The organism is Pseudonocardia sp. UM4_GMWB1 (genome assembly GCF_017312155.1).
Lineage (GTDB): Bacteria > Actinomycetota > Actinomycetes > Mycobacteriales > Pseudonocardiaceae > Pseudonocardia > Pseudonocardia alni.
In genome coordinates this window covers 3,789,366-3,815,390 of record NZ_QJPN01000001.1, presented here as the reverse complement: position 1 = coordinate 3,815,390, position 26,025 = coordinate 3,789,366, and the positions used below count along the sequence as shown (strand labels likewise).

Below are 26,025 nucleotides of genomic sequence, written 5' to 3'. Positions count from 1 at the left end.
GACGGCGTCGACTGGCTCGCCCGCCACGACGTCACCGCGTTCCTCGAGCTCGGCCCGGACGGCCCCCTGTCCGCCATGACGCGCGACTGCCTCGACGCCGCGGACCCCGGCGCCCCCGCCTCGGTCGCCGTGCCCGCGCTGCGCGCCGGGCGCCCCGAGGAGCACACCCTCACCGCCGCACTGGCCGCGCTGCACACCCACGGCACCGCCGTCGACTGGGCACCCTGGTTCGCCGGCACCGGCGCCCGCCGCACCGACCTGCCCACCTACGCCTTCCGGCGCCGCCGGTTCTGGCCCAAGGCCCTCCAGACCGGTGCCGCCGACCTGCGCTCGGCCGGGCTCGGCGCCGCCCGGCATCCGCTGCTGTCGGCCACGGTGTCGCTCGCCGACTCCGAGGGCGCGCTGCTCACCGGACGGCTGTCCCTGCAGACCCACCCCTGGCTCGCCGACCACACCGTGCGCGGCACCACCCTGCTGCCCGGCACCGCCTTCCTGGAGCTGGCCGTGCGGGCCGGCGACGAGGTCGGCTGCGACCGGGTGGAGGAGCTGACCCTCGCCGCCCCGCTGGCCCTGCCCGACGAGGGCGGGGTCGCGGTCCAGCTGTGGGTCGGGGCCCCGGACGCCGGTGGCCGCCGCACCCTGACCGTCTACGCCCGGCCGGACACCGACGCCGACGCCGAGCACGACGTTCCCTGGACCCCGCACGCCACCGGCGTCCTCGCCGCGGGCGGCGCCGTCCCGGCGACCCCGGACGCGACCGAGTGGCCGCCCGCCGGGGCCGAGCCGCTCGGGGTCGAGGACCTCTACGACCGCCTGGCGCAGGCCGGCTTCGGCTACGGCCCCGCCTTCCGCGGCCTCACCGCGGCCTGGCGCCACGACCACGCCGTGCTCGCCGAGATCGTGCTGCCCGAGGCAGGCCGTACCGACGTCGACGCCTTCGGCCTGCACCCCGCCGCGCTCGACGCCGCACTGCACGCCGCAGGGTTCGTCGAGCTGGGCGAGCGCAGCCGCGGGGGTATGCCCTTCTCCTGGGAGGGCGTGACGCTGCACGCGAGCGGCGCGGGGACCCTGCGGGTGCGCCTGACCCCGGTCGCCGACGACGCGATCGCCGTCGCCGTCGCCGACGGGACCGGTGCACCGGTCGTCACCGTCGACTCGCTGGTGCTGCGCGGAGTCGGCGAGCTCGACCTCGACTCCGCCGGTGCCGTCGCCCGGGACGCGCTGTTCCGGCTCGACTGGACGCCCGTCACCCCCGCGGGTGAGGTCCCCGGCAGCGTCGTGATCGCCGGCGACGACGTGCTCGGGCTCGCCACGCACCCCGGCCTCGGCGCCGCGCACGGCGGCGTCGCCGGACCGACGGACCTGGCGACGCTCGTGACCGCAGACGGTCCCGCCCCCGACGTCGTGCTGCTCGGCCTGGCCGGGGGAGCGGAGGCCGCGCAGGCGCACCGCTGTGCCGCCGACGCGCTCGCCGCCGTCCGCACCTGGCTCGACCACGCCGACCGCCTGGACGGCTCCCGCCTGGTCGTGGTGACCCGGGGCGCCACCACCGGTGACGACGTGGCCGCCGCGGCCGCGTGGGGCCTGCTCCGCTCCGCCCGCTCGGAGAACCCCGGCCGGTTCGCGCTGCTCGACCTCGCCCCGGACGTCGACCCCGCCGACCTGCCGCTCACCGCGCTCACGGCCGACGAGCCCGAGCTGCTGCTGACCCGCGACGGTCTGCGGGCGGCCCGGCTCGTGCGCCGCCCCGCCCCGCGCGAGGCCGGCGCCACCCCGTCGTTCGGGGACGGCGCCGTGCTGGTCACCGGCGGCACCGGCGGCCTGGGTGCCGTCGTCGCCCGGCACCTGGCCACCACCCACGGCGTGACCGACCTGCTGCTGGTCGGGCGCCGCGGCCCGGCCGCCGACGGCGCGGCCGAGCTGGTCTCCGACCTCACCGCCGCCGGTGCGCGGGCCCAGGTCGTCGCCTGCGACGTGAGCGACCCCGCGGCGGTGACCGAGTTGCTCGGCGCGCACCGGGTGACCTCGGTGGTGCACGCCGCCGGGGTGCTCGACGACGCCACCGTCGGTTCGCTGACCCCGCAGCGGCTCGCGGCGGTGCTGCGCCCGAAGGTCGACGCCGCGTGGAACCTGCACACCGCGGCCGCGGCCCTGGGTCTCGACCTCGACGCGTTCGTGCTGTTCTCCTCGGTCGCCGGGGTGTTCGGCAGCCCCGGGCAGGCGAACTACGCGGCGGGCAACGCCGCCCTCGACGCGCTCGCCGCGCACCGTCGGGCCGCGGGCCTGGCAGGTCTGTCGCTGGCCTGGGGACCGTGGGAGCGGACCGGCGGGATGACCGGTGGCGTCTCCGACGAGGACATGGCGCGAATGGCCCGCGCCGGGACCCCCGCCCTCACCGTGGAGCAGGGGCTGACCCTGTTCGACGCCGCGCTCGGCGCCCCCGAGCCCGCCCTGGTGCCGGTCCGTCTGGACCTGCCCGCCCTGCGGGCCGGCGGCGAGGTCCCGCCGCTGCTCCGGTCCCTGATCCGTACCCGGGCCCGGCGCACCGCGGCCACCGGCTCGGCGACGGCGAACGGTCTCGCCCAGCGGCTGGCCCGCCTGGACGCCGAGGGACGCGAGGAGATGGTCCTGGACCTGGTCCGCGGCCAGGTCGCCCTGGTGCTCGGGCACGCCGGTGCGGCCGACGTCGACGCCGGCCGCGCGTTCCGCGACCTCGGGTTCGACTCGTTGACCGCCGTCGAGCTGCGCAACCGGCTCGGTACCGTCACCGGGCTGCGGCTGCCCGCCACACTCGTGTTCGACCACCCGACGGTCCGGCACCTCGCGGCCCACGTCACCGACGAGCTGCTGGGCGCCGAGACCGAGGCCGTCCCGGCCGCCCGCGTCGCGGTGGACGTCGAGGACCCGATCGTCATCGTCGGCATGGCCTGCCGCTACCCGGGCGGGGTGTCCACGCCCGACGAGCTGTGGCGCCTGGTCACCGAGGGCACCGACGCGATCTCCGGTTTCCCGACCAACCGGAACTGGGACCTCGAGGCGCTGCACCACCCGGACCCGGACCACCCCGGCACCACCTACACCCGCTCCGGCGGGTTCCTGCACGAGGCGGGCGAGTTCGACCCGGCCTTCTTCGGGATGAGCCCGCGCGAGGCGCTGGCCACCGACTCGCAGCAGCGCCAGCTGCTGGAGACCTCGTGGGAGGCCGTCGAGCGGGCGGGCATCGACCCGTCGACGCTGCGCGGCACCGCGACCGGCGTGTTCGCCGGTGTCATGTACAGCGACTACAACGCCGTCCTGGCCGGGGGGCCCGAGTTCGAGGGCTTCCAGGGGGTCGGCAGCTCGCCGAGCCTGGCCTCGGGCCGGGTCGCCTACACCCTCGGGCTGGAGGGGCCCGCGGTCACCGTCGACACCGCGTGCTCGTCCTCGCTGGTCGCGATGCACTGGGCGATGCAGGCGCTGCGGACCGGGGAGTGCTCGCTCGCGCTGGCCGGCGGTGTCACCGTCATGTCCACCCCGGCGGCGTTCGTCGACTTCGCCCGCCAGCGCGGCCTGTCCCCGGACGGGCGCTGCAAGGCCTTCTCCGACGACGCCGACGGCGTCGGCTGGTCCGAGGGCGTCGGCATGCTGGTGCTGGAACGGCAGTCCGACGCGCTGCGCCACGGCCACGACATCCTGGCCGTGGTCCGCGGGTCCGCGGTCAACTCCGACGGCGCCTCCAACGGGATCACCGCCCCGAACGGGCCGTCCCAGCAGCGGGTGATCCGCCAGGCGCTGGCGAGCGCGGGGCTGTCCACCGACGACGTCGACGTCGTCGAGGCGCACGGCACCGGCACCTCGCTGGGCGACCCGATCGAGGCCCAGGCGCTGCTGGCCACCTACGGCCGGGACCGGGACACCGACCGGCCGCTGCACCTGGGGTCGCTGAAGTCCAACATCGGGCACACCCAGGCCGCCGCCGGCGTCGCCGGCGTGATCAAGATGGTGCTGGCGATGCGGCACGGCGTGCTGCCCCGCACGCTGCACGCGGACACCCGTTCCTCGCACGTGGACTGGACCGAGGGCGCCGTGGAGCTGCTCACCGAGCAGACCGCGTGGCCGGAGACCGGCCGTCCGCGCCGGGCCGCGGTGTCGTCGTTCGGGATCAGCGGCACCAACGTGCACACGGTGCTGGAGCAGGGACCGGACTCCGCGCCCGCCCCCGACCCCGGTCCCGGGGCCACCCCGGCCGTGGTCCCGCTGCTGCTCTCGGGCCGCGGCCGCCCCGCGCTGCGCGCCCAGGCCGGCCGGCTGCTCGACCACCTGCGGGACCACCCGGGCGTCCGCACGGCCGACCTCGCCCACTCACTCGCCACCACCCGCACCCGCTTCGACCAGCGCGCCGCCGTGCTGGCGGGTGACCGCGAGGACCTGCTCGCCGCGCTCGGCGCGCTCGCCGCCGGACGTCCGGACCCGCGCGTCGTGGAGGGGGAGGCCGCCGGGCGTGCCCGGACCGCGGTGCTGTTCACCGGCCAGGGCAGCCAGCGCGCCGCGATGGGCCGCGAGCTGTACGCCGCCCAGCCGGTGTTCGCCGCCGCGTTCGACGAGGTCTGCGCCGCGCTGGACCCGCTGCTCGAGCGGCCGCTCGCCGAGGTCGTGTTCGCCGAGGGGGGCACCGCGGAGGCCGCGCTGCTCGACGAGACCGGCTGGACCCAGCCCGCGCTGTTCGCGGTCGAGGTCGCGCTGTACCGGCTCGTCGAGAGCTGGGGCGTGCGGGCCGACCTCGTGGCCGGGCACTCGATCGGCGAGATCACCGCCGCGTACGTCGCCGGGGTGTTCACCCTGGCCGACGCCGCCCGGCTGGTCGCCGCCCGCGCACGGCTCATGCAGGCGCTGCCCACCGGTGGCGCCATGGTCGCGATCGCGGCCGGCGAGGACGAGGTCACCCCGCTGCTCGACGAGCGGGTGTCGATCGCGGCGGTGAACGCGCCGGGATCGGTGGTCGTCTCCGGCGACGCCGACGCCACCGCCGCGCTCGCCGCGACGTTCGCCGAGCAGGGCCGCCGGACCCGCACACTGCGGGTCAGCCACGCGTTCCACTCGCCGCACATGGACGGCATGCTCGAGGACTTCCGGGCCGTGGCCGAGCGGATCGAGTACCACGCGCCCCGGATCCCGGTGGTCTCCAACCTCACCGGCGCCCGGGCCGCCGACACCGAGCTGTGCGAGCCCGGGTACTGGGTGCGGCACGTGCGCGAGGCGGTCCGGTTCGCCGACTGCGTCACCACGCTGCACGACCAGGGCGCGACCGTCCTTCTGGAGCTGGGACCCGACGCACCGCTCACCGCGATGGCCCGCGAGACCCTCGGGGACGGCGCCGACACCGCGCTGGTGCCCTTCCTGCGCGCCGACCGGGGCGAGGAGCTCGCCGCCGCGACGGCCGCCGCCCGGCTGCAGGTCCACGGCCTGGACCTCGACCCCGCCGCGCTGCTGCACGGGACCGGTGCCCGCCGCACCGCCCTGCCGACCTACGCCTTCCAGCACGAGTTCTACTGGCCGCAGCTGCCCGCGGCCGCCGCGTCCGCCGGGGAGGACACCGACCCGGCCGACCGGCAGCTCTGGGCCGCCGTCGAGCGCGGGGACGCCGCCGAGCTCGCCGGCATCCTCGGCCTCGACGCCGACGACGTCGCCACCCCGCTGCTGCCCGCACTGACCACGTGGCGGCGCGGCAACCGGGAGAAGGCCCGGCTCGACACCCTGCGCTACCGCGTCGAGTGGACCCGGCTGCGGCGCCCCGCCGCGCCGGTCCTCGACGGCACCTGGCTGCTGGTCGCCACCGGCGCCACCACCGACGCCGAGACCACGCTGCTCGACGGGCTCGCCGACACCCTCGGCGCGCACGGCGCCCGGGTCCGCCGGCTCGTCCTCGACGACGACTGCCCGGCCGACCGCGCCGCGGTCGCCGCGCGGCTGGCCGCGGGCACCGCCGACGGTGACCCCGCCCACGTGCTGTCCCTGCTGCCGCTCGACGAGCGCCCCGCTGCGGGCGCCGCCCCGCTGACCCGCGGCCTCGCCCTGACCGTCGCGCTCGTCCAGGCCCTCGCCGACGCCGACGCCGGTGACAGCACCGGGACGACCGCACGGCTGTGGACCGCGACCCGCGGCGCCGTCTCCACCGGTCCCGCCGACCCGGTCACCCACCCGGTGCAGGCCACCGCATGGGGCCTGGGCCGCAGCGTCGCTCTGGAGCACCCGCGGCTGTGGGGCGGCCTGGTCGACCTCCCGGCCGAGCTGGACCCGCGCAGCGCCCAGCGCCTCGCGGGGGTGCTCGCCGACAAGGACACCCCGGACGGGGAGGACCAGGTCGCGTTGCGCGCCGCCGGTGTGTCCGGGCGCCGGCTCGTCCGGCACACCGTCGACGCGCTGCCGCCCGCCACCGCGTTCACCGCGACCGGCTCGGTCCTGGTCACCGGTGGTACCGGTGGGCTCGGCGCCGAGGTCGCCCGATGGCTGGCCCGCTCCGGCGTGGCCCACCTGGTGCTCACCAGCCGTCGTGGCCCCGACGCACCCGGGGCCGCCGAGCTGCGCGACGAGCTCACCGCGCTGGGCGCCTCGGTCGCGATCGAGGCCTGCGACGTGACCGACCGCGACGCGCTCGCCGCCGTGCTGGACGCCGTACCCGCCGACGCGCCGCTGACCGGCGTCGTGCACACCGCGGGCGTCGGCCACTACGACGCGCTCGACACCCTCGACGTCGAGGGTGTCGCCGCCCGCACGGCCGCCAAGATCGCCGGCGCCGCGCACCTCGACGACCTGCTGGCCGACCGCGAGCTCGACCTGTTCGTGCTGTTCGGCTCCGTCGCCGGGGTGTGGGGGAGCGGCGGGCAGAGCGCCTACGGCGCCGCCAACGCCTACCTCGACGCACTCGCCGCGCACCGCCGCGCCCGCGGCGCCACCGCCACCAGCATCGCCTGGGGCCCGTGGGCCGGGTCCGGCATGGCCACCGAGGAGTCCGTGGCCACGACCCTGCAGCGGCAGGGACTCGGCCTGCTCGACCCCGGCCCGGCCATGACCGAGCTGCGGCGCGCCGTCGTCGACGCCGACACCCAGGTCACCGTCGCCGACGTCGACTGGGACCGCTACGCACCGCTGTTCACCTCGGCCCGGCCGAGCGCACTGATCGCCGGTCTCGCGGACCTCGCGGAGCCGGAGTCCGGCGTCGCCGCCACCGAGATCGTCACCCGGGTCCGCGCCCTCGACGAGCCCGCCGGGATGCGCCTGCTCACCGAGCTGGTCCGCGGTGCGGCCGCGGCCGTGCTGGGCCACGGGTCGGCCGAGTCCGTCGCCGGGTCGCGCGCGTTCCGCGACCTCGGGTTCGACTCGCTGACCGGGGTCGAGCTGCGCAGCCGTCTCGCCGCCGCGACCGGCCTGACGCTGCCCAGCACGCTGGTGTTCGACCACCCGAGCCCGCTGGAGCTCGCCCGGCACCTGCGTGCCGAGATCCTCGGCACCGCGGCGGAGGGCACCGGCCCGGTCGCCGTCGGCGCCGCCGACGCCGAGCCGATCGCGATCATCGGCATGGCCTGCCGGTTCCCCGGCGGCGTCTCCTCGCCGGAGGCGCTCTGGGACCTGGTCACCTCCGGTACCGACGCGATCTCCGACTTCCCGGTCAACCGTGGCTGGGACACCGCCGCGCTGTTCGACCGCGACCCGGACCGCCCCGGGACCACCTACTCCACCCAGGGCGGGTTCCTGCACACCGCCGACGAGTTCGACCCGTCGTTCTTCGGCATCTCGCCGCGCGAGGCGCTGGTGATGGATCCGCAGCAGCGGCTGCTGCTGGAGACCACCTGGGAGTCCTTCGAGCGGGCCGGGATCCGTCCCGACACCGTGCGCGGCAGCCTGACCGGCACCTTCATCGGGTCCAGCTACCAGGAGTACGGCCTGGGTGCCGGTGACGGCGCCGAGGGTCACCTGGTCACCGGCACCAGCCCCAGCGTGCTGTCCGGCAGGTTGTCCTACGTGTTCGGGCTGGAGGGCCCGGCCGTCACCGTCGACACGGCGTGCTCGTCGTCGCTGGTGGCACTGCACCTGGCCTGCCAGTCGCTGCGCAACGGGGAGAGCACCCTCGGGGTCGCCGGCGGCGCCACCGTCATGACCACCCCCAACCCGTTCATCGCGTTCAGCCGCCAGCGCGCGCTGGCCCGCGACGGCCGCTGCAAGGCCTTCTCCGACGACGCCGACGGCATGACCCTCGCCGAGGGCGTGGGCATCGTGCTGGTCGAACGCCTCTCCGACGCCGAGCGCCACGGCCACCCGGTCCTCGCGGTGATCCGCGGCTCCGCCATCAACCAGGACGGCGCCTCCAACGGCCTGACCGCCCCGAACGGGCCCTCCCAGCAGCGGGTCATCCGCCAGGCACTGGCCAACGCCGGGCTCGAGCCCGGCGACGTCGACGCCGTCGAGGCGCACGGCACCGGCACCCCGCTGGGCGACCCGATCGAGGCCCAGGCCCTGCAGACCACCTACGGCCGCGACCGCGACGCGGCGCGCGCGCTGCTGCTGGGCTCGGTGAAGTCCAACATCGGGCACACCCAGTCCGCCGCGGGCGTCGCCTCGGTGATCAAGACGGTGATGGCGCTGCGGCACGGGGTGCTGCCCCGCACGCTGCACGCCGACGAGCCGTCCTCGCACGTGGACTGGTCGGCAGGCAGCGTCGAGCTGCTCGCCGAGCAGACCGCATGGCCGGAGACCGGTCGTCCCCGCCGGGCCGCGGTGTCGTCGTTCGGGATCAGCGGCACCAACGCCCACACCGTGCTGGAGCAGGCGCCCGAGGCCGCCCCGGTGGCCCCCGCGACCCCGTCGGGGCCCGTCCTGCCGTCGGCGCCGGAGCCGGTCCTGCCGTGGGTGCTCGGCGCCCGCGGTGCCGCCGCGCTGCGCGGCCAGGCCGACCGCCTGCTCGCCCACCTCGAGACGACCGACGCCCGCCCCGCCGACATCGGGTTCTCCCTGGTGAGTGCGCGGATGCCGTTCGAGCACCGCGCCGTCGTCGTCGCGACCGACCCCGCGGACCGGGCGGCCGGGCTGCGCGCGGTCGCCGCCGACGGCCCGTCCGGCGTCGTCGCCCGCGGTGTCGCCGACGTCGAGGGCCGCACCGTGTTCGTCTTCCCCGGTCAGGGATCGCAGTGGCTCGGGATGGGCGCACGCCTGCTCGAGGAGTCCCCGGTGTTCGCCGACCGGGTCGCCGAGTGCGCCGAGGCCCTCGCCGAGTTCACCGACTGGTCGCTCGACGACGTGCTCCGCGGCGCCGAGGGGGCGCCGCCCGTCGAGCGGGTCGACGTCGTCCAGCCCGCCACCTTCGCCGTCATGGTCGGACTGGCCGCGCTGTGGCGCGCGCACGGCGTCGAGCCCGACGCGGTCGTCGGCCACTCCCAGGGCGAGATCGCCGCCGCCGTCGTCTCCGGTGCGCTGTCGCTGCGCGACGGTGCCCGGGTGGTCGCGCTGCGCAGCCGGGCGATCGCGCGGTCGCTGGCCGGGCGCGGCGGCATGATGTCGGTCGCGCTGCCGGTCGCCGACGCCGAGGGGCACCTCGCCGGCTACGAGGGCCGGGTGTCGGTGGCCGCCGTCAACGGCCCCCGTTCCGCGGTGCTCGCCGGCGAGCCCGACGCGCTCGACGAGCTGCTCGCCGCGTTCGACGCCGCCGATGTCCGCGCCCGCCGGATCGCGGTGGACTACGCCTCGCACTCGCACCAGGTCGAGGACCTGCGCGACGAGCTCGCCACGACCCTCGCCGGGCTCGCCCCGCAGCCGTCGCAGGTGCCGGTGTTCTCCACGGTCACGGGCGACTGGCTCGACACGACCACGATGGACGCCTCCTACTGGTACGAGAACCTGCGCAACCGGGTCCGGTTCGCCGACGCGGTCGAGGCCCTGCAGGCCGCCGAGTACCGCACGTTCGTCGAAACGAGCCCGCACCCGGTGCTGTCGATGTCGGTGCAGGACGTGCTCGACGACGCCGGCGTCGCCGGTGTCGCGGGTGGCACGCTGCGCCGTGACCAGGGCGGCTACGACCGGTTCGTGCTGTCCGCGGCGGAGCTCTACGTCCGGGGGGCGGCCGTCGACTGGACCCGGGTCTTCGACGGGACCGGCGCGTCCCGCACCGACCTGCCCACGTATGCGTTCGCCCACGACCAGCTGTGGGTCCTGCCCCCCGCGGTCACCGCCGCCGCCGACCCGCAGGACGAGGCGTTCTGGGCCGCCGTCGAGGACGGCGACGTCGCCGCCCTGACCAGCACCCTGGACACCGACCCGGACGCGGTCGCCGCGGTCCTGCCCGCGCTGGTCAGCTGGCGCCGCGGCCGCCGGGACCGCTCCACCCTGGACTCCTGGCGCTACCGCGTGTCCTGGAAACCGGCCGGGTCGCTGCCGCAGCGGAGCCTGGCGGGCACCTGGCTGGTCGTCTCGGCCGAGGGGACCGACGACACCGAGGTGGCCGGTGCGCTGGCCGCGCACGGGGCCGACGTGCGCCGCGTCGTCCTCGACGAGACCTGCACCGACCGCGCCGTCCTGGCCGGGCGGCTCGCCGCGGCGACCGGGGACGACTCCGCCGCCGACCCGGCCGCCGTCTCGGGGATCGTCTCGGTGCTGGCCGAGGCCGACACCACGACCGTGCCGCGGACCGGCCTGGTCACCGGGGTGGCGCTGACCGTCGCGCTGATCCAGGCGCTGGGCGACAGCGGCATCGACGCGCCGATGTGGGCACTGAGCCGTGGCGCCGTCGCCACCGGACGCGCCGACGAGGTCATCGCCCCGGTCCAGGCCCAGGTCCTGGGCATCGGCTGGACCGCGGCGCTGGAGCACCCGCAGCGCTGGGGCGGGACGATCGACCTGCCGGTCGCCCTGGACGAGCGCGGGGCCGCGCGGCTGGTCGCCGTCCTCGCCGGGGAGCTGGGCGCCGAGGACCAGCTCGCGCTGCGTCCCACCGGGGTGTTCACCCGGCGGATCGTGCGGGCCGAGCCCGCGGGCGCCCGGCCGGCCCGGACGTGGGACCCGCGGGGGACCACGCTGGTCACCGGCGGGTCCGGCACCCTCGCGCCGCACCTGGCGCGCCGCCTGGCCGAGCGGGGCGCCGAGCACGTCGTGCTGCTGTCGCGCCGTGGCCCCGACGCCCCCGGCGCGGCCGAGCTGCTCGCCGAGTTCGACGGCAGCGACACCACGGTCGAGGCCGTGGCCTGCGACATCACCGACCGCGCCGCCGTCGCGGGCCTGCTGGAGCGGCTCGACGCCCACGGCGCCACGGTGCGCACCGTCCTGCACACCGCCGCCACCATCGAGCTCGCCACCCTCGACGCCACGACCCAGGAGGAGCTCGCCCGGGTACTGCACGCCAAGGTCACCGGCGCGCAGGTGCTGACCGAGCTGCTCGACGAGCGGGGCGGCGACCCAGCCGAGGTGGTCCTGTTCTCCTCCACCGCGGGCATGTGGGGCAGCGGGGCGCACGCCGCCTACGTCGCGGGCAACGCCCACCTCGCCGCCCTCGCCGAGCACCGGCGGGCCCGCGGCCTGCCGACCACGTCGATCGCCTGGGGCATCTGGGCCGACGACCTGAAGCTCGGCCGGGTCGACCCGGCCGCCATCCGGGGCAGCGGCCTGGTGTTCATGGACCCGCAGCTCGCGCTGAACGGGCTCGAGCGGGCCCTCGACGACGCCGAGACCGTCGTCGCGGTCGCCGACGTCGACTGGGACACCTACCACCCGGTCTACACCTCCGGACGGCCCACACGGCTCTACGACGAGATCCCCGAGGTCGTGGCGCTCACCGCCGCCGCGGAACGGACCGCGGGCACGGTCGCCGCGGGCGAGTTCGCCGCCACGCTGGACGGGCTGACCGACGCCGAGGCGCTGCGCCGCGTCCTCGACGTGGTCCGGGCCGAGGCCGCCGGCGTGCTCGGGATGGCCTCCGCCGACGACCTCACCGACCAGCGGGCGTTCCGCGACGTCGGGTTCGACTCGCTGACCGCCGTCGCGCTGCGGAACCGGCTCGCCTCGGTCACCGGCCTGACGCTGCCCTCGACGATGGTCTTCGACCACCCGACACCCGCGGCGCTCGCCGAGTTCCTGAGGGCCGAGCTGGCCGGGGCCACCCCGGTCGCGGCCGGCGCCGGGTCCACCGCGGCCGCCCAGGACCAGGACGACCCGATCGTCGTCGTCGGCATGAGCTGCCGCTACCCCGGCGGGGTCGCCTCCGCCGAGGACCTGTGGCGGGTCGCCCTCGACGAGGTGGACGCGATCTCCGGGTTCCCCGACGACCGCGGCTGGGACGCCGCATCGCTCTACGACCCGGACCCCGACCGGGCCGGGCACACCTACTCGACGCAGGGCGGGTTCCTGCGCGACGTCGCCGACTTCGACCCCGGGTTCTTCGGGATCTCGCCGCGCGAGGCGCTGTCGATGGACCCGCAGCAGCGGCTGCTGCTGGAGACCACCTGGGAGACCTTCGAGCACGCCGGCATCGACCCGACCGCGCAGCGTGGGAGCCGGACCGGCACGTTCATCGGCGCCAGCTACCAGGACTATGCCTCCGGGGCGCCCGCCGCCGAGGGGGCCGAGGGCCACATGATCACCGGCACGCTCCCGAGCGTGCTGTCCGGGCGGGTCAACTACCTGTTCGGCTTCGAGGGCCCGGCCGTCACCCTGGACACCGCGTGCTCGTCGTCGCTGGTGGCGATGCACCTGGCGTGCCAGTCGCTGCGCACCGGGGAGAGCACCCTCGCCCTGGCCGGTGGCGTCAGCATCATGTCCACCCCGATGTCGTTCGTCGGGTTCAGCCGCCAGCGCGCGCTGGCCGAGGACGGCCGCTGCAAGGCCTACGCCGACGGCGCCGACGGCATGACACTCGCCGAAGGCGTCGGTCTGGTCCTGCTGGAGCGACTGTCCGACGCGGTCCGCAACGGGCACGAGGTACTGGCCGTCGTGCGTGGCTCCGCGGTCAACCAGGACGGTGCCTCCAACGGGCTCACCGCGCCCAACGGCCCGTCCCAGCAGCGCGTGATCCGCCAGGCGCTCGCCGGGGCCGGGGTCGCACCGGAGGAGATCGACGTCCTGGAGGGCCACGGGACCGGCACCGCGCTGGGCGACCCGATCGAGGCCCAGGCGCTGTTCGCGACCTACGGGCGGGACCGGGACACCGACCGGCCGCTGCTGCTCGGGTCGGTGAAGTCCAACATCGGGCACACCCAGATGGCCTCCGGTGTCGCGAGCGTGATCAAGCTGGTCCGTGCGCTGCAGGAGGGTGTCGTCCCCAGCTCGCTGCACATCGACCAGCCCTCCACGCACGTCGACTGGTCCTCCGGGGCGATCGACCTGCTCACCGAGCGCACCGCGTGGCCCGAGACCGGCCGCCCGCGCCGGGCGGCGGTGTCGTCGTTCGGGATCAGCGGCACCAACGTGCACACGATCCTCGAGCAGGCCCCGGCCGTCCCCGCCGCCGCACCCGCCGTGCCGCTCCCGGACGACGTCGTGGCCCCGGTGCTGGTCTCCGGCCGCGGCGAGACCGCGTTGCGCGACCAGGCCGGCCGCCTGCTGGACCTGCTCGACGAGCGGCCGCAGCTGCGGCCCGCCGAGCTGGCGCACGCGCTGGGCACCACCCGCGCGGCCCTGGAGCAGCGTGGCGCCGTGGTCGCCGGCGACCGCGACGAGCTGGTCCGCGGCCTCACCGCGCTGCGCGACGGCGGCACCGCGCCCGGGACCGTCCGGGGCACCGCCGGTCGTGGCCGCACCGCGTTCCTGTTCACCGGACAGGGCAGCCAGCGGGCCGGGGCGGGCGCCGAGCTGTACGCCCGGTACCCGGTGTTCGCCGACGCCCTCGACGACGTCGCGGCCCGGCTGGACACCGACGCCGGCGGCCCGCCGCTGCGCGAGGTCCTGTTCGCCGAGCCCGGCTCCGACGAGGCCGCCCTGCTGGAGCGCACCGGGCACGCCCAGCCCGCGCTGTTCGCGCTCGAGGTCGCGCTGTTCCGGCTCCTCGAGTCGTGGGGCGTCGTCCCCGACCTGCTCGCCGGGCACTCGGTCGGCGAGATCGCCGCCGCGCACGTCGCGGGCGTCCTGTCCCTCGACGACGCCTGCACCCTGGTGGCCGCCCGCGGCCGGCTCATGGAGGCGCTGCCCGCAGGGGGCGCGATGGTCGCCGTCGAGGCGGCCGAGGACGAGGTGGCGCCGCTGCTCACCGACGGCGTCGGCATCGCCGCGGTGAACGGCCCGGCCGCGGTCGTCGTCTCCGGCGACGTCGACGAGGTCGACGCGGTCGCCGCCCGGCTCGCCGCGCAGGGCCGGCGCACCCACCGGCTGCGGGTCTCCCACGCGTTCCACTCGCCGCTGATGGAGCCGATGCTCGACGAGTTCCGCGCCGTGGTCTCGGGGCTGGACTACGCGGCACCGGCGATCCCGATCGTCTCCACCGTCACCGGCACCCTGGCCACCGCCGACCGGCTCACCGACCCCGGCTACTGGGTCGAGCACGTCCGGGCCACCGTACGTTTCGCCGACGGGGTCGCCACCCTGGCCGGGCAGCACGACGTGCGCACCTTCGTCGAGCTCGGACCGGACGGCGTACTGTCCGCGGCCGCGCGCGACACCGTCGGCGACGAGCCGGGCACCGCGCTGCTCGCGCTGCTGCGCAAGGACCGCCCCGAGGTGCGCACGGTGCTCGCCGCGGTCGCCGGCGCCCACTGCCACGGCGCCCGCCTCGACCGGCGGGCGCTGCTCGCCGGGTACGGCCACGGGCGGGTCGCCCTCCCGTCGTATGCGTTCCAGCGAGAGCGGTACTGGCCGGAGACGGCGGCCGCCGCCGTGCCCGAGGGCACCGGTGCCGACGCCGAGTTCTGGGCCGCCGTCGAGCGCGACGACGTCGAGGGACTGGTCGGCTCGCTCGGCCTGGACGACGCCACCGTCTCCGCGATGGTCCCGGCGCTGACCGCATGGCGTCGCCGCCGCGGCGAGCAGGCCACCCGGGACGGCTGGCGCTACCGCATCACCTGGGCCCCGCGCGGCGGGTCCCCGGCCGGCGGCGACCTCGACGGCCGCCGCCTCGTGCTGGTCCCGCAGACCTACCGCGACGACGCGACCGCCGCGTGGGCCGCCGATGTCGAGGCCGCCCTCGGCGGGGGCGGGCTCGAGCGCGTCACCGTGACCGGCACCGACCGCGCCACGCTGGCCGCGGCGGTCACCGCGGCCGCGGGGGAGGGCCCGGAGTTCGCGGGCGTCCTGTCCCTGCTGCCGTTCGCCGACGGCGACGCCGGACACCCCGGCGTGCCCGCCGCGCTGAGCCTCACCACGACCGCCGTCCAGGCACTCGGCGACGCCGGTGTCGACGCCCCGCTGTGGACCGTCACCCGGGGTGCGGTGGCCGTCGGACGCTCCGAGGAGGTCACCGAGCTGGACCAGGCCGCCGTCTGGGGTCTGCTGCGGACCGCCGCCCTGGAGCTCCCCGGCCGGATCGGCGGCACCGTCGACCTGCCCGCCGTGGTCGACGCACCGGCCGCCCGCCGGCTGCGCGGCGTGCTCGCCGCGACCGACGGCGAGGACGCGGTCGCCGTGCGGGCCTCCGGGGTCTTCCTGCGCAGGCTCGTGCACGCACCCGCCCGCGCCGGGGCCACACCGGCCCCGTTCGACGCCACCACCGGCACCGTCCTGATCACCGGCGGCACCGGCGGGATCGGCGGTCACGTCGCGCGCCGGCTCGCCCGCGAGGGAGCCGCGCACCTGCTGCTCGCCGCGCGCCGCGGCCCCGACGCCCCCGGCGCCGCGGCCCTGCGCGCCGAGCTGGAGGAGCTCGGCGCCCGGGTCACCGTCGCCGCCTGTGACGTCGCCGACCGCGAGGCGCTCGCCGCGCTGCTCGACACGGTGCCCGCCGAGCTGCCGCTGGTCGGGGTCTTCCACACCGCGGGCGTGCTCGAGGACCGTGTCCTCGACGCGCTGACCCCGCAGAGCTACTCCGGGGTGCTGCGGGCCAAGACCGTCGCCGCCCAGCACCTCGACGAGCTGACCCGCGACAGCGACCTCGCCGCCTTCGTGCTGTTCTCCTCGACCGCAGGCATGATCGGCGCCGCCGGTCAGGGCAACTACGCCGCCGCCAACGCCTACCTCGACGCCCTCGCCGAGCACCGCCGCGCCCGCGGCCTGCCCGCGTTGTCGGTGGCGTGGGGCCCGTGGGACGGCTCCGGCATGGTCGCCGACGCCGCCGAGGTCGCCGCCCGCGTACGGCGCGGCGGCTTCGCACCGCTCGACCCGGAGACGGCGGCGGTCGCGCTGCTGCGGGCCGTCGACGGGAGCCGGGAAGGTGGGGAGACCACCCTCGCGATCGCCGACATGGACTGGGAGCGGTTCCTGCGCGCGTTCGGGTCCGTCCGGCCGATGCCGCTGGTCGCCGATCTCCCCGAGGTCGCCCGGCTCGCCGCCCCCACCACCGGTGGGGACACCGGTACCGGGCTGCGGGGCCGGCTCGCGGCCCTGCCCGACGACGAACGCCTCGGCGTCGTGCTCGACGTACTGCGCACCCAGGTCGCGGCCGTGCTCGGACACGCCGACCCGCGCACCGTCGACGACGACCGCGCGTTCCGCGACCTCGGCTTCGACTCGCTGACCATCCTGGAGCTGCGCAACGCGCTCAACGCCGCCACCGGGCTGTCGCTGCCCGCGACGCTGGTCTACGACCGGCCCACCCCGCGGGAGATGGCCGGGTTCCTGCTCGGCGAGCTGCTCGGCACGCTGCCCGAGCAGCGGGGCCCGGTCCGCACGAGCGCCGCCGTGGACGACCCGATCGTCGTCGTCGTCGGGATGGCCTGCCGGTTCCCCGGCGGGGTCCGCACCCCCGAGGACCTGTGGGAGCTCGTGGCCCGCGGCGATGACGGCATCACCGGGTTCCCCGACGACCGCGGCTGGGACCTCGCCGCGCTCGGCGACGGGGCCTCGGCCACGCTGCGGGGTGGGTTCCTGGACGGCGTCGCGGACTTCGACGCCCGGTTCTTCGGCATCTCCCCCCGCGAGGCGCTCGCCATGGACCCCCAGCAGCGGCTGCTGCTGGAGACCACCTGGGAGGCCGTCGAGCGGGCCGGGATCGACCCGGCGACGCTGCGCGGCTCGGCCACCGGCGTCTTCGTCGGCACCAACGGCCAGGACTACGCGACGCTGCTGCGCCGGTCGGCCGACGACGTCTCCGGCTACGCCGCCACCGGCAACACCGCCAGCGTCATGTCCGGCCGGCTGTCCTACACCCTCGGCCTGGAGGGGCCCGCCGTCACCATCGACACCGCCTGCTCCTCGTCGCTGGTCGCCCTGCACTGGGCCGGACGGGCACTGACCGACGGGGAGGCCGACCTGGTCCTGGCCGGTGGGGTCTCGGTCATGTCCGGACCGGACTCGTTCGTCGAGTTCTCCACCCAGGGCGGCCTCGCCCCGGACGGGCACTGCAAGCCCTTCTCCGACGACGCCGACGGCACCGCCTGGTCCGAGGGCGTCGGCATGCTGGTGCTGGAGCGCCTGTCCGACGCCCGCCGCCACGGCCACCGCGTGCACGGCGTGATCGGCGGCTCGGCGATCAACCAGGACGGCGCCTCCAACGGGCTCACCGCCCCCAGCGGGCCGTCCCAGCAGCGGGTCATCCGCCAGGCGCTGGCCGACGCCGGGCTCACCCCGGCCGACGTCGACACCGTCGAGGCGCACGGCACCGGGACCACCCTCGGCGACCCGATCGAGGCCCAGGCCCTGATCGCCACCTACGGCCGCGACCGCGACACCGACCGCCCGCTGCACCTGGGCACGGTCAAGTCCAACATCGGTCACACCCAGGCCGCCGCCGGCGTCGCCGGGGTGATCAAGATGCTGCTCGCGATGCGGCACGCCACGCTGCCCCGCACCCTGCACGCCGGCACGCCGTCCTCGCACGTCGACTGGAGCGCCGGCACCGTGGCCCTGCTCGACGAGGCCCGGGACTGGCCGGAGACCGGCGGCACCCGCCGGGCCGGTGTCTCGGCGTTCGGGGTCAGCGGCACCAACGCCCACGTCATCGTCGAGCAGGCACCGCCCGCCCCGGAGACCGCCGCCGCCGAGCTGCCCGGCGAGGTCCCGTGGGTGCTGTCCGCCCGCACCCCCGCGGCCCTGCAGGAGCAGGTCGACCGCGTGGTCGGCGCTGCCGGTGGGCACACCGCCACCGACGTCGCCGCGACCCTGGCCGGTGGCCGCACCCTGTTCGGCCACCGCGCCGTGCTCCTCGCCGGCCCGGACGGGATCCGCGAGGCCGCCCGCGGCACCGCACCCCGCACCCCCGGCCGGACGGCGTTCCTGTTCTCCGGGCAGGGCGCCCAGCACGCCGGGATGGGCCGTGCGCTCCACGAGCGCCACCCCGCCTACGCCGAGGCCCTCGACGAGGTCCTCGCCCGGTTCGACACCCTGCTCGACGCACCGCTGCGGGACGCGCTGTTCGCCGAGCCCGGCTCAGCGGCCGCCGACCGGCTCGACGAGACCGGCACCACCCAGCCCGCGCTGTTCGCCGTCGAGGTGGCGCTGTACCGGCTCCTGGAGTCCTGGGGGCGCACCCCGGACCTGGTCGCCGGGCATTCGGTCGGTGAGATCGCCGCCGCGCACGTGGCCGGCGTGCTCTCCCTCGACGACGCCTGCGCGCTCGTCGCGGCCCGGGCCTCGCTGATGCAGGCGCTCCCGGCCGGGGGCGCGATGGTCGCGGTCGAGGCCACCGAGGACGAGGTCACACCGCTGCTCACCGACGGCGTCGCGATCGCCGCGGTCAACGGGCCCGCCTCGCTGGTCCTCTCCGGGGACGCCGACGGGGTCGGCGCGCTCGCCGACCGGCTGGCGGCCGACGGCCGCCGGACCCGGCGGCTGCGGGTCAGCCACGCCTTCCACTCGCCGCTGATGGACGCGATGCTCGACGGGTTCGCCGCCGCGATCTCGGGGATCACCTTCGCCGCACCGCGGATCCCACTGGTCTCCACGCTCACCGGTGCCCTCGCCGGGCCGGAGCTGGGCGAGCCCGGCTACTGGGTGCGTCACGTGCGGGAGGCCGTGCGGTTCGCCGACGGTGTCCGCGCCCTGCACGAGGCCGGGGCGACCGTGTTCGCCGAGATCGGCCCGGACGCGGCGCTGCTCGCCCCGGCCCAGCAGACCCTGGACACGGTGGCACCGGCCGACGGCCCGGCAGCGGTGGTCGTCGCGCTCCAGCGGCGCGACCGCGACGCCGGCACCGCGCTGCTCGAGGGCCTCGCCGTCCTGCACGTCCACGGCGCCGGACCGGACTGGGCGGCCGTGCTGCCCGCCCGCGGGCCGGTCGAGCTGCCGACCTACCCGTTCCAGCGGGAACGCTACTGGCCCGAGCCCGGCACGCCGGGCGGCGGCGCCGGACCGGCCGACCCGGCCGACTCCGCCTTCTGGGCGGCTGTCGAGCGGGAGGACCTGGAGAGCCTGTCGGGCTCGCTCGGTGTCGACGGCGACACGCTCGCCACGATGGTCCCTGCGCTGTCCGCCTGGCGCCGCCGCCACGGCGCCGAGTCCGCGGCCGCGACCTGGCGTTACCGCGAGACGTGGACCCCGGTCCCGACCCCGGCGGCCGCGGTCACCGGGCGGACGCTCGTGCTGGTGTCCGCCGGTGCCGACGCCTGGACCGACGCCCTCGTGACCGCGCTCGACGCCGAGACCGTGGTCGTCGGCGACGGCTCCACCGACGAGCTCACCGTGGCCCTCGGCGTCCTCGACGACGCCGACCGGCCCGTGGACCGGGTGGTGTCGCTGCTCGCCGCCGGGACGTCCGGGCTGCCGTCCGGGCCCGCCCGGCCGTCGGCGCTGCTCGCCGCGCTCGCCGCGGCCGGGATCGACGCACCCCTGTGGTGCGTCACCCGCGGCGCGGTCGCCGCCGAGGGCACCACCCCCGCCCCCGGCCAGGCCGCGCTGTGGGGGATGGGCCGGGTCGCCGCGCTGGAGACCCCGCAGCGGTTCGGCGGTCTCGCCGACCTGCCCGCGGGCCCCGACGCCGTCGCCGCCGCCGCCGCGACCGCACTCGCCGCGCTGCTCACCGAGCCGGGCGGGGAGAGCGAGATCGCGGTGCGCGCCACCGGCGCCTACGCCCGCCGCCTCGTGCGGGCGGGCGGTGCCGAGGGCACGGCCGCCGCCCGCTGGCGCCCGCACGGCACCGTGCTGGTCGTCGGCGGCACCGGGGCGCTGGGCCGCCGCGCCGCGCGCCGGCTGGCCGCCGACGGCGCCACGCACCTGGTGCTCACCGCGCCCTCGGCCGCGGCGTCGGTCGACACCGACGCCGTCACCGCCGAGCTGGCCGACCTCGGCGTCGCGGTCACCGTGTCCGACGCCGACCCCGCCGACCCGGCCGCGCTCGCGGCGCTGCTCGACGGTGCCCCCGACGCCCCGACCGCGGTCGTCCACGCCGGTGAGGCGCTCGGCGACGCCGGCCTCGCCGACGTCCTGGCCCCCGTCGAGGCCCTCGCCACGGCGCTCACCGGCCCCGCGACCGCACACGACCTCGACGCGGTCGTCCTGTTCGGCTCGATCGCCGGGGTCTGGGGGGTGCGCGGACGGGCGGTCGAGGCCGCCGCGGGCGCCCACCTCGACGCAGTCGCCCGCAGCCTGCGCGGGCGCGGTGTCCCCGCGACGGCCGTCGCCTGGGGCGCCTGGACCGATCTTGCCGACCGCTCGACGGCGGCCCACCTACGGATGAACGGCCTGCCCGCGATGGACGGCGACGCGGCGATGGCCGCGCTCGGCCGCGCCGTCGCCGACGGGTCGGTCGCCGAGACCGTGGCCGACGTGCGCTGGGAGACCTTCGCCCCGGCACACCACGACGCCCGCGCCACCACCCTGTTCGACGCGCTGCCCGAGGCCCGCACCGCGCTGTCCGGCGCGGCCCGCGAGCGGGCCGGCCGCGAGGCCGCCGCGAGCGGGTACGGGCAGTGGCTCGCCGAGCAGCCCGAGGCGGAGCGGGACACGATCCTGCTCGACCTCGTCGCCGCGACGGCGACGACGGTGCTCGGTCTGACCGACGGCGAGCCGCTCGAACCCGACCTGCCCTTCCGGGACCTCGGCTTCGACTCGCTCACCGCGGTGGACCTGCGCAACCAGCTCACCGCCGCCACCGGTGTCGCGCTGCCCGCCACCCTGGTCTTCGACCACCCGAACCCCGCCGCGCTGGCCGCGCACCTGCGCGGCGAGCTGCTCGGCGGGGGTGACGGTGCCGCCGAGCCCGTCACCCTCGCCGCGTCCGCCACCGGGGACGACCCGATCGTCATCGTCGGCATGGCCTGCCGGTACCCGGGTGGCGTCGCCTCGCCCGAGGACCTGTGGCAGCTCATGGCCGACGACGTCGACGCCGTCGGGGCGTTCCCCGACGACCGCGGCTGGGACCTGGAGACCCTCGCCGGTGACGGCCCCGGCCGCAGCGCCACGGCCCAGGGCGGGTTCCTGCACGACGCCACCGACTTCGACCCGGGACCGTTCGGCGTCTCGCCGCGCGAGGCACTGGTGATGGACCCGCAGCAGCGGATCCTGCTGGAGACCTCGTGGGAGGCGCTGGAGCGCACTGGGATCGACCCGTCGTCGCTGCGGGGCAGCGCCGAGTACGGCGTGTTCGTCGGCGGCGGCTCCGGTGACTACCGGCCGCCCGCCGAGGCCGGGCAGTGGCAGACCGCCCAGTCCGCCAGCCTGCTGTCGGGCCGCGTCGCCTACACCTTCGGTGTCCAGGGCCCGACGGTCTCGGTGGACACCGCCTGCTCCTCGTCGCTGGTCGCGCTGCACCTCGCGGCGCAGGCCCTGCGGGCGGGGGAGTGCTCGATCGCGCTGGCCGGCGGCGTCACCGTCATGGCCACCCCGGTCGGGTTCGTCGAGTTCAGCGCGCAGGGCGCGTTGTCGCCGGACGGTCGCTGCCGCGCCTTCTCCGACGACGCGAACGGCACCGGCTGGTCCGAGGGCGTCGGCATGCTGGTCGTCGAACGGCTCTCCGACGCCCGCCGCCGCGGCCACCGCGTCCACGCGGTGCTGCGCGGCTCGGCCATCAACCAGGACGGCGCCTCCAACGGCCTCACCGCACCCAGCGGACCGGCCCAGCAGCGCGTCATCCGCCAGGCGCTGGCCAACGCCCGGCTCACCCCGGGCGAGGTCGACGCCGTCGAGGCGCACGGCACCGGCACCACCCTCGGCGATCCGATCGAGGCCCAGGCCCTGCTCGCCACCTACGGGCAGGACCGCGACCGGCCGGTGCTGCTCGGCTCGCTGAAGTCGAACATCGGCCACACCCAGGCCGCGTCGGGCGTCGGCGGCGTCATCAAGATGGTGCTCGCCATGGAGCACGGCGTGCTGCCGCGCTCGCTGTACGCGGAGAACCCGTCCTCGCACGTGGACTGGACCGCGGGCGACGCACAGCTGCTCACCGCGCCCACCGGGTGGCCCGAGACCGGGCGTCCGCGCCGGGCCGCGGTGTCCTCCTTCGGCGCGAGCGGCACGAACGCGCACGCCATCCTGGAGCAGCCCCCGCACGCCGACGTCGTCCGGCGCGCCGACGACACCCCCGACGACCCCGGCGCGGTCGCGGTCCTGCTGTCCGGCCGCACCGAGGCCGCGCTGCGTGCCCAGGCCGACGAGCTGGTCGCCCACCTCGGCGAGCACCCGGACCTGCGGCTGCGCGACCTGGCCCGCGCCCTGGCCACGAGCCGTGCGACGTTCGACCACCGGGCGGCGGTCACCGCCACCTGCCGCGACGAGCTCCTCGCAGGGCTCACCGCCGTCGCCCACGGCGACACCGCACCGCAGGTCGCGACCCACCGCCTGGAGCGCAGCGGCCGCAGCGCCGCCCTGTTCTCCGGGCAGGGCGCGCAGCGGCTCGGGATGGGCCGCGAGCTGTACGAACGGCACCCGGTGTTCGCCGACGCCGTCGACGCGGTGCTCGCCCGGCTCGACGGTCACCTCGACCGGCCGCTGCGCGACACGATGTGGGGGACCGACGCCGACGCCCTCGCCGAGACCGGGGCGACCCAGCCGGCGCTGTTCGCCGTCGAGGTCGCGCTGTACCGGCTCGTCGAGTCCTGGGGGGTCCGCCCGGACTTCGTGGCCGGGCACTCGATCGGCGAGATCAGCGCCGCGCACGTCGCCGGGGTCCTCGACCTCGACGACGCCTGCCGGCTGGTCGCCGCCCGCGCCCGTCTGATGCAGGCGCTCCCGGCCGGGGGCGCGATGGTCGCCGTCGAGGCCGACGAGGACGAGGTGACCCCGCTGCTCACCGACGGCGTCGCGATCGCCGGGGTGAACGGGCCCGGCTCGGTGGTCCTGTCCGGTGACGACGACGCGGTGACCGCCCTGGCGGCGGTCCTCGCCGGCGAGGGACGGCGCACCAGCAGGCTGCAGGTCAGCCACGCGTTCCACTCGGCCCGGATGGACCCGATGCTCGCCGAGTTCCGCACGGTCGCCGAGGAGCTCGACTACCACGAGCCGCGCATCCCGGTGGTGTCCAACCTGACCGGCGCCGTCGCCGCGGCGCACGAGCTCTGCTCGGCGGAGTACTGGGTGCGCCACGTCCGGGGCACCGTCCGGTTCGCCGACGGTGTCCGTGCACTCGCCGCCCGCGGCGTCAGCACCTTCCTCGAGCTCGGCCCGGACGCGGTCCTGTCGGCACTCGTGCCGCGCAGCGCGCCGGACGCGCTCGCCGTCCCCGCCCTGCGCCGCGACCGCGACGAGGAGGCGACCCTGGTCGCCGCGCTCGCCCGGCTGCACACCCACGGCGCGGGCCCCCGGTGGGAGGCGTTCTTCGCCGGCCACGACACCCGCCGGGTCGACCTGCCGACCTACCCGTTCCAGCGCGACCGGTTCTGGCCGGACGTCATGCCCGGCCAGGAGACCCGGGCGGTCGCGCCCGCCGGCCCGGGCACCCCCGACGAGATCGACGCCGCCTTCTGGGAGGCCGTCGCGCAGGAGGACTTCTCCGCACTCGAGACACAGCTCGACGTCGAGGGCGCGGCGCTGTCGGCGGTGCTGCCGGCCCTGATGGACTGGCGCAGCCGCCGGGCGCAGGAGGCCCGGCTGGCCCGCTGGCGGCACCGGATCGTCTGGAAGCGGCTGACCGGCTCCGCGACCGGGCGGCGCCGCACCCCCGAGGGCACCTGGCTGGCCGTGCTCCCGGAGGGCACCGCCGTCGACCCGTGGGTGACCACGGTGCTCGACGGGATCGGCACCGCCGTCGTGACCGTCGAGACCGGCTCCACCGACCGCGCGGTGGTCGCCGCCGCACTCACCGCGCAGCTGCCCGCCGGGACCCCGGTCGCCGGGGTCGTGTCGCTGCTCGCGCTGCGCGACGAGCTCACCGGCGACGTCCCCGACGGGGTCGGGCTCACCACCGGCCTGCTCCAGGCCCTCGGGGACGCCGGGGTCGACGCCCCGCTGTGGTGCCTCACCCGCGGCGCGGTCTCCACCGGGACCACCGACCGCCCGGCACGGCCGCTGCAGGCCGCGATCTGGGGCCTGGGGCGGGTCGCGGCGCTGGAGTACCCGCAGCGCTGGGGTGGCCTGGCCGACCTGCCCGAGGACCCCGACCCGCGGGCCGCCGCCGCGCTCGGCGCGGTACTGGCCGGGCTCGACGACGAGGACCAGGTCGCCGTCCGCGGCGCCGCGGTCCTGGCGCGGCGGCTCGTCCCGGCCCCGCCGCGGGAGGACACGACGACGGCGTGGACCCCGACCGGCACCGTCCTGATCACCGGCGGCACCGGTGCCCTCGGCGGGCACGTGGCGCGACGGCTCGCCGCCGACGGGGCGCAGCACCTGGTGCTGCTCGGTCGCCGCGGCCCGGACGCTCCCGGTGTGGACGGACTGCGTGCGGAGCTGGAGGCACTCGGTGCGGGCGTGACCGTGGCGGCCTGTGACGCCGCCGACCGGGGGCAGCTGTCCGCGGTGCTCGCGGCGATCCCGGCCGACCGGCCGCTGACCGGCGTCGTGCACGCCGCGGGCGTGCTCGACGACGGGATCCTGGACCGCCTCACCCCGGAGCGGTACCGGGAGGTCTTCCGGTCCAAGGTCACCGCGGCGCTGCTGCTCGACGAGCTGACCCGCGGCCTCGACCTCGACGCGTTCGTCCTGTTCTCCTCCGCGTCCTCGGCCGTCGGCAACCCCGGACAGGCCAACTACGCCGCGGCCAACGCCGTGCTCGACGCGCTCGCCGAGCAGCGCCGGGCCCGCGGCGACGCCGCCACCTCGATCTCCTGGGGTGTCTGGGGCGGCGGCGGAATGGCGGGGGCCGGCTCCGCCGACGACGCGGCCCGCCGCACCGGGATCGGTGCGATGGACCCGGCGCTCGCGGTCGAGACCATGCTCCGCCTGATCGCGGGGACGGCGCCGACCGCGGTCGTCGCCGAGGTCGAGCTCGACCGGTTCGCCGGCGCGTTCGGCGGCACCCGCCCCAGCCCGCTGCTGCGCGAGTTCCCCGGCTACGCCGAGCTCGTCGCAGGCCAGGCCGGGACCCGGCCCGGCGCGGCGGAGGACGACCTCGCCGCGACGCTCGCGGCACTGCCGCCCGCGCGGCGGCTGGACACGGTCGTGGACCTGGTGCGGTCGCGTGCCGCGCAGGTCCTCGGCTATCCCGGCAGCGACGACGTCGGGGCCGAACGGTCCTTCCGTGACCTCGGGATCGACTCCCTGGGGGCGGTCGAGCTGCGCAACCAGCTCGGCGCCGCCACCGGCCTGGGCCTGCCGGCCACGCTGGTCTTCGACCACCCGACCCCCGCCGCCGTCGCCCGGTACCTGCTCGACGAGCTGGCCGGAGACGACACCGGGGCCGACGGCGAGGAGGCCGGGATCCGGGCAGCACTGGCCACCGTGCCCCTGGAACGGCTGCGCGAGCTCGGCGTGCTGGAGCCGCTGCTGCGGCTCGTCGGCCGGGGCGAGGAAACCGCAGCCGACGACGACACCGGGGCCGGTCCCGGTGGCAGCGAGGTCGACGCGATGTCCGTCGACGACCTGGTGCGGGCCGCGCTCGACGGCCGGCCCGACGACCTGTAG

Annotated in this window: 1 protein-coding gene (cut by a window edge); it reads left to right on the top strand. The window is 77.1% G+C overall.

Annotated features, from left to right (window positions below; translation table 11 throughout):
• Positions 1–26,025 carry the 3' portion of a type I polyketide synthase gene (locus tag DMP15_RS17715; RefSeq protein WP_337826193.1) on the top strand. It extends 2,478 nt beyond the left edge of the window, so 26,025 of the gene's 28,503 nt are visible here — the last part of the coding sequence; the start codon falls outside the window, past its left edge; the stop codon is at positions 26,023–26,025.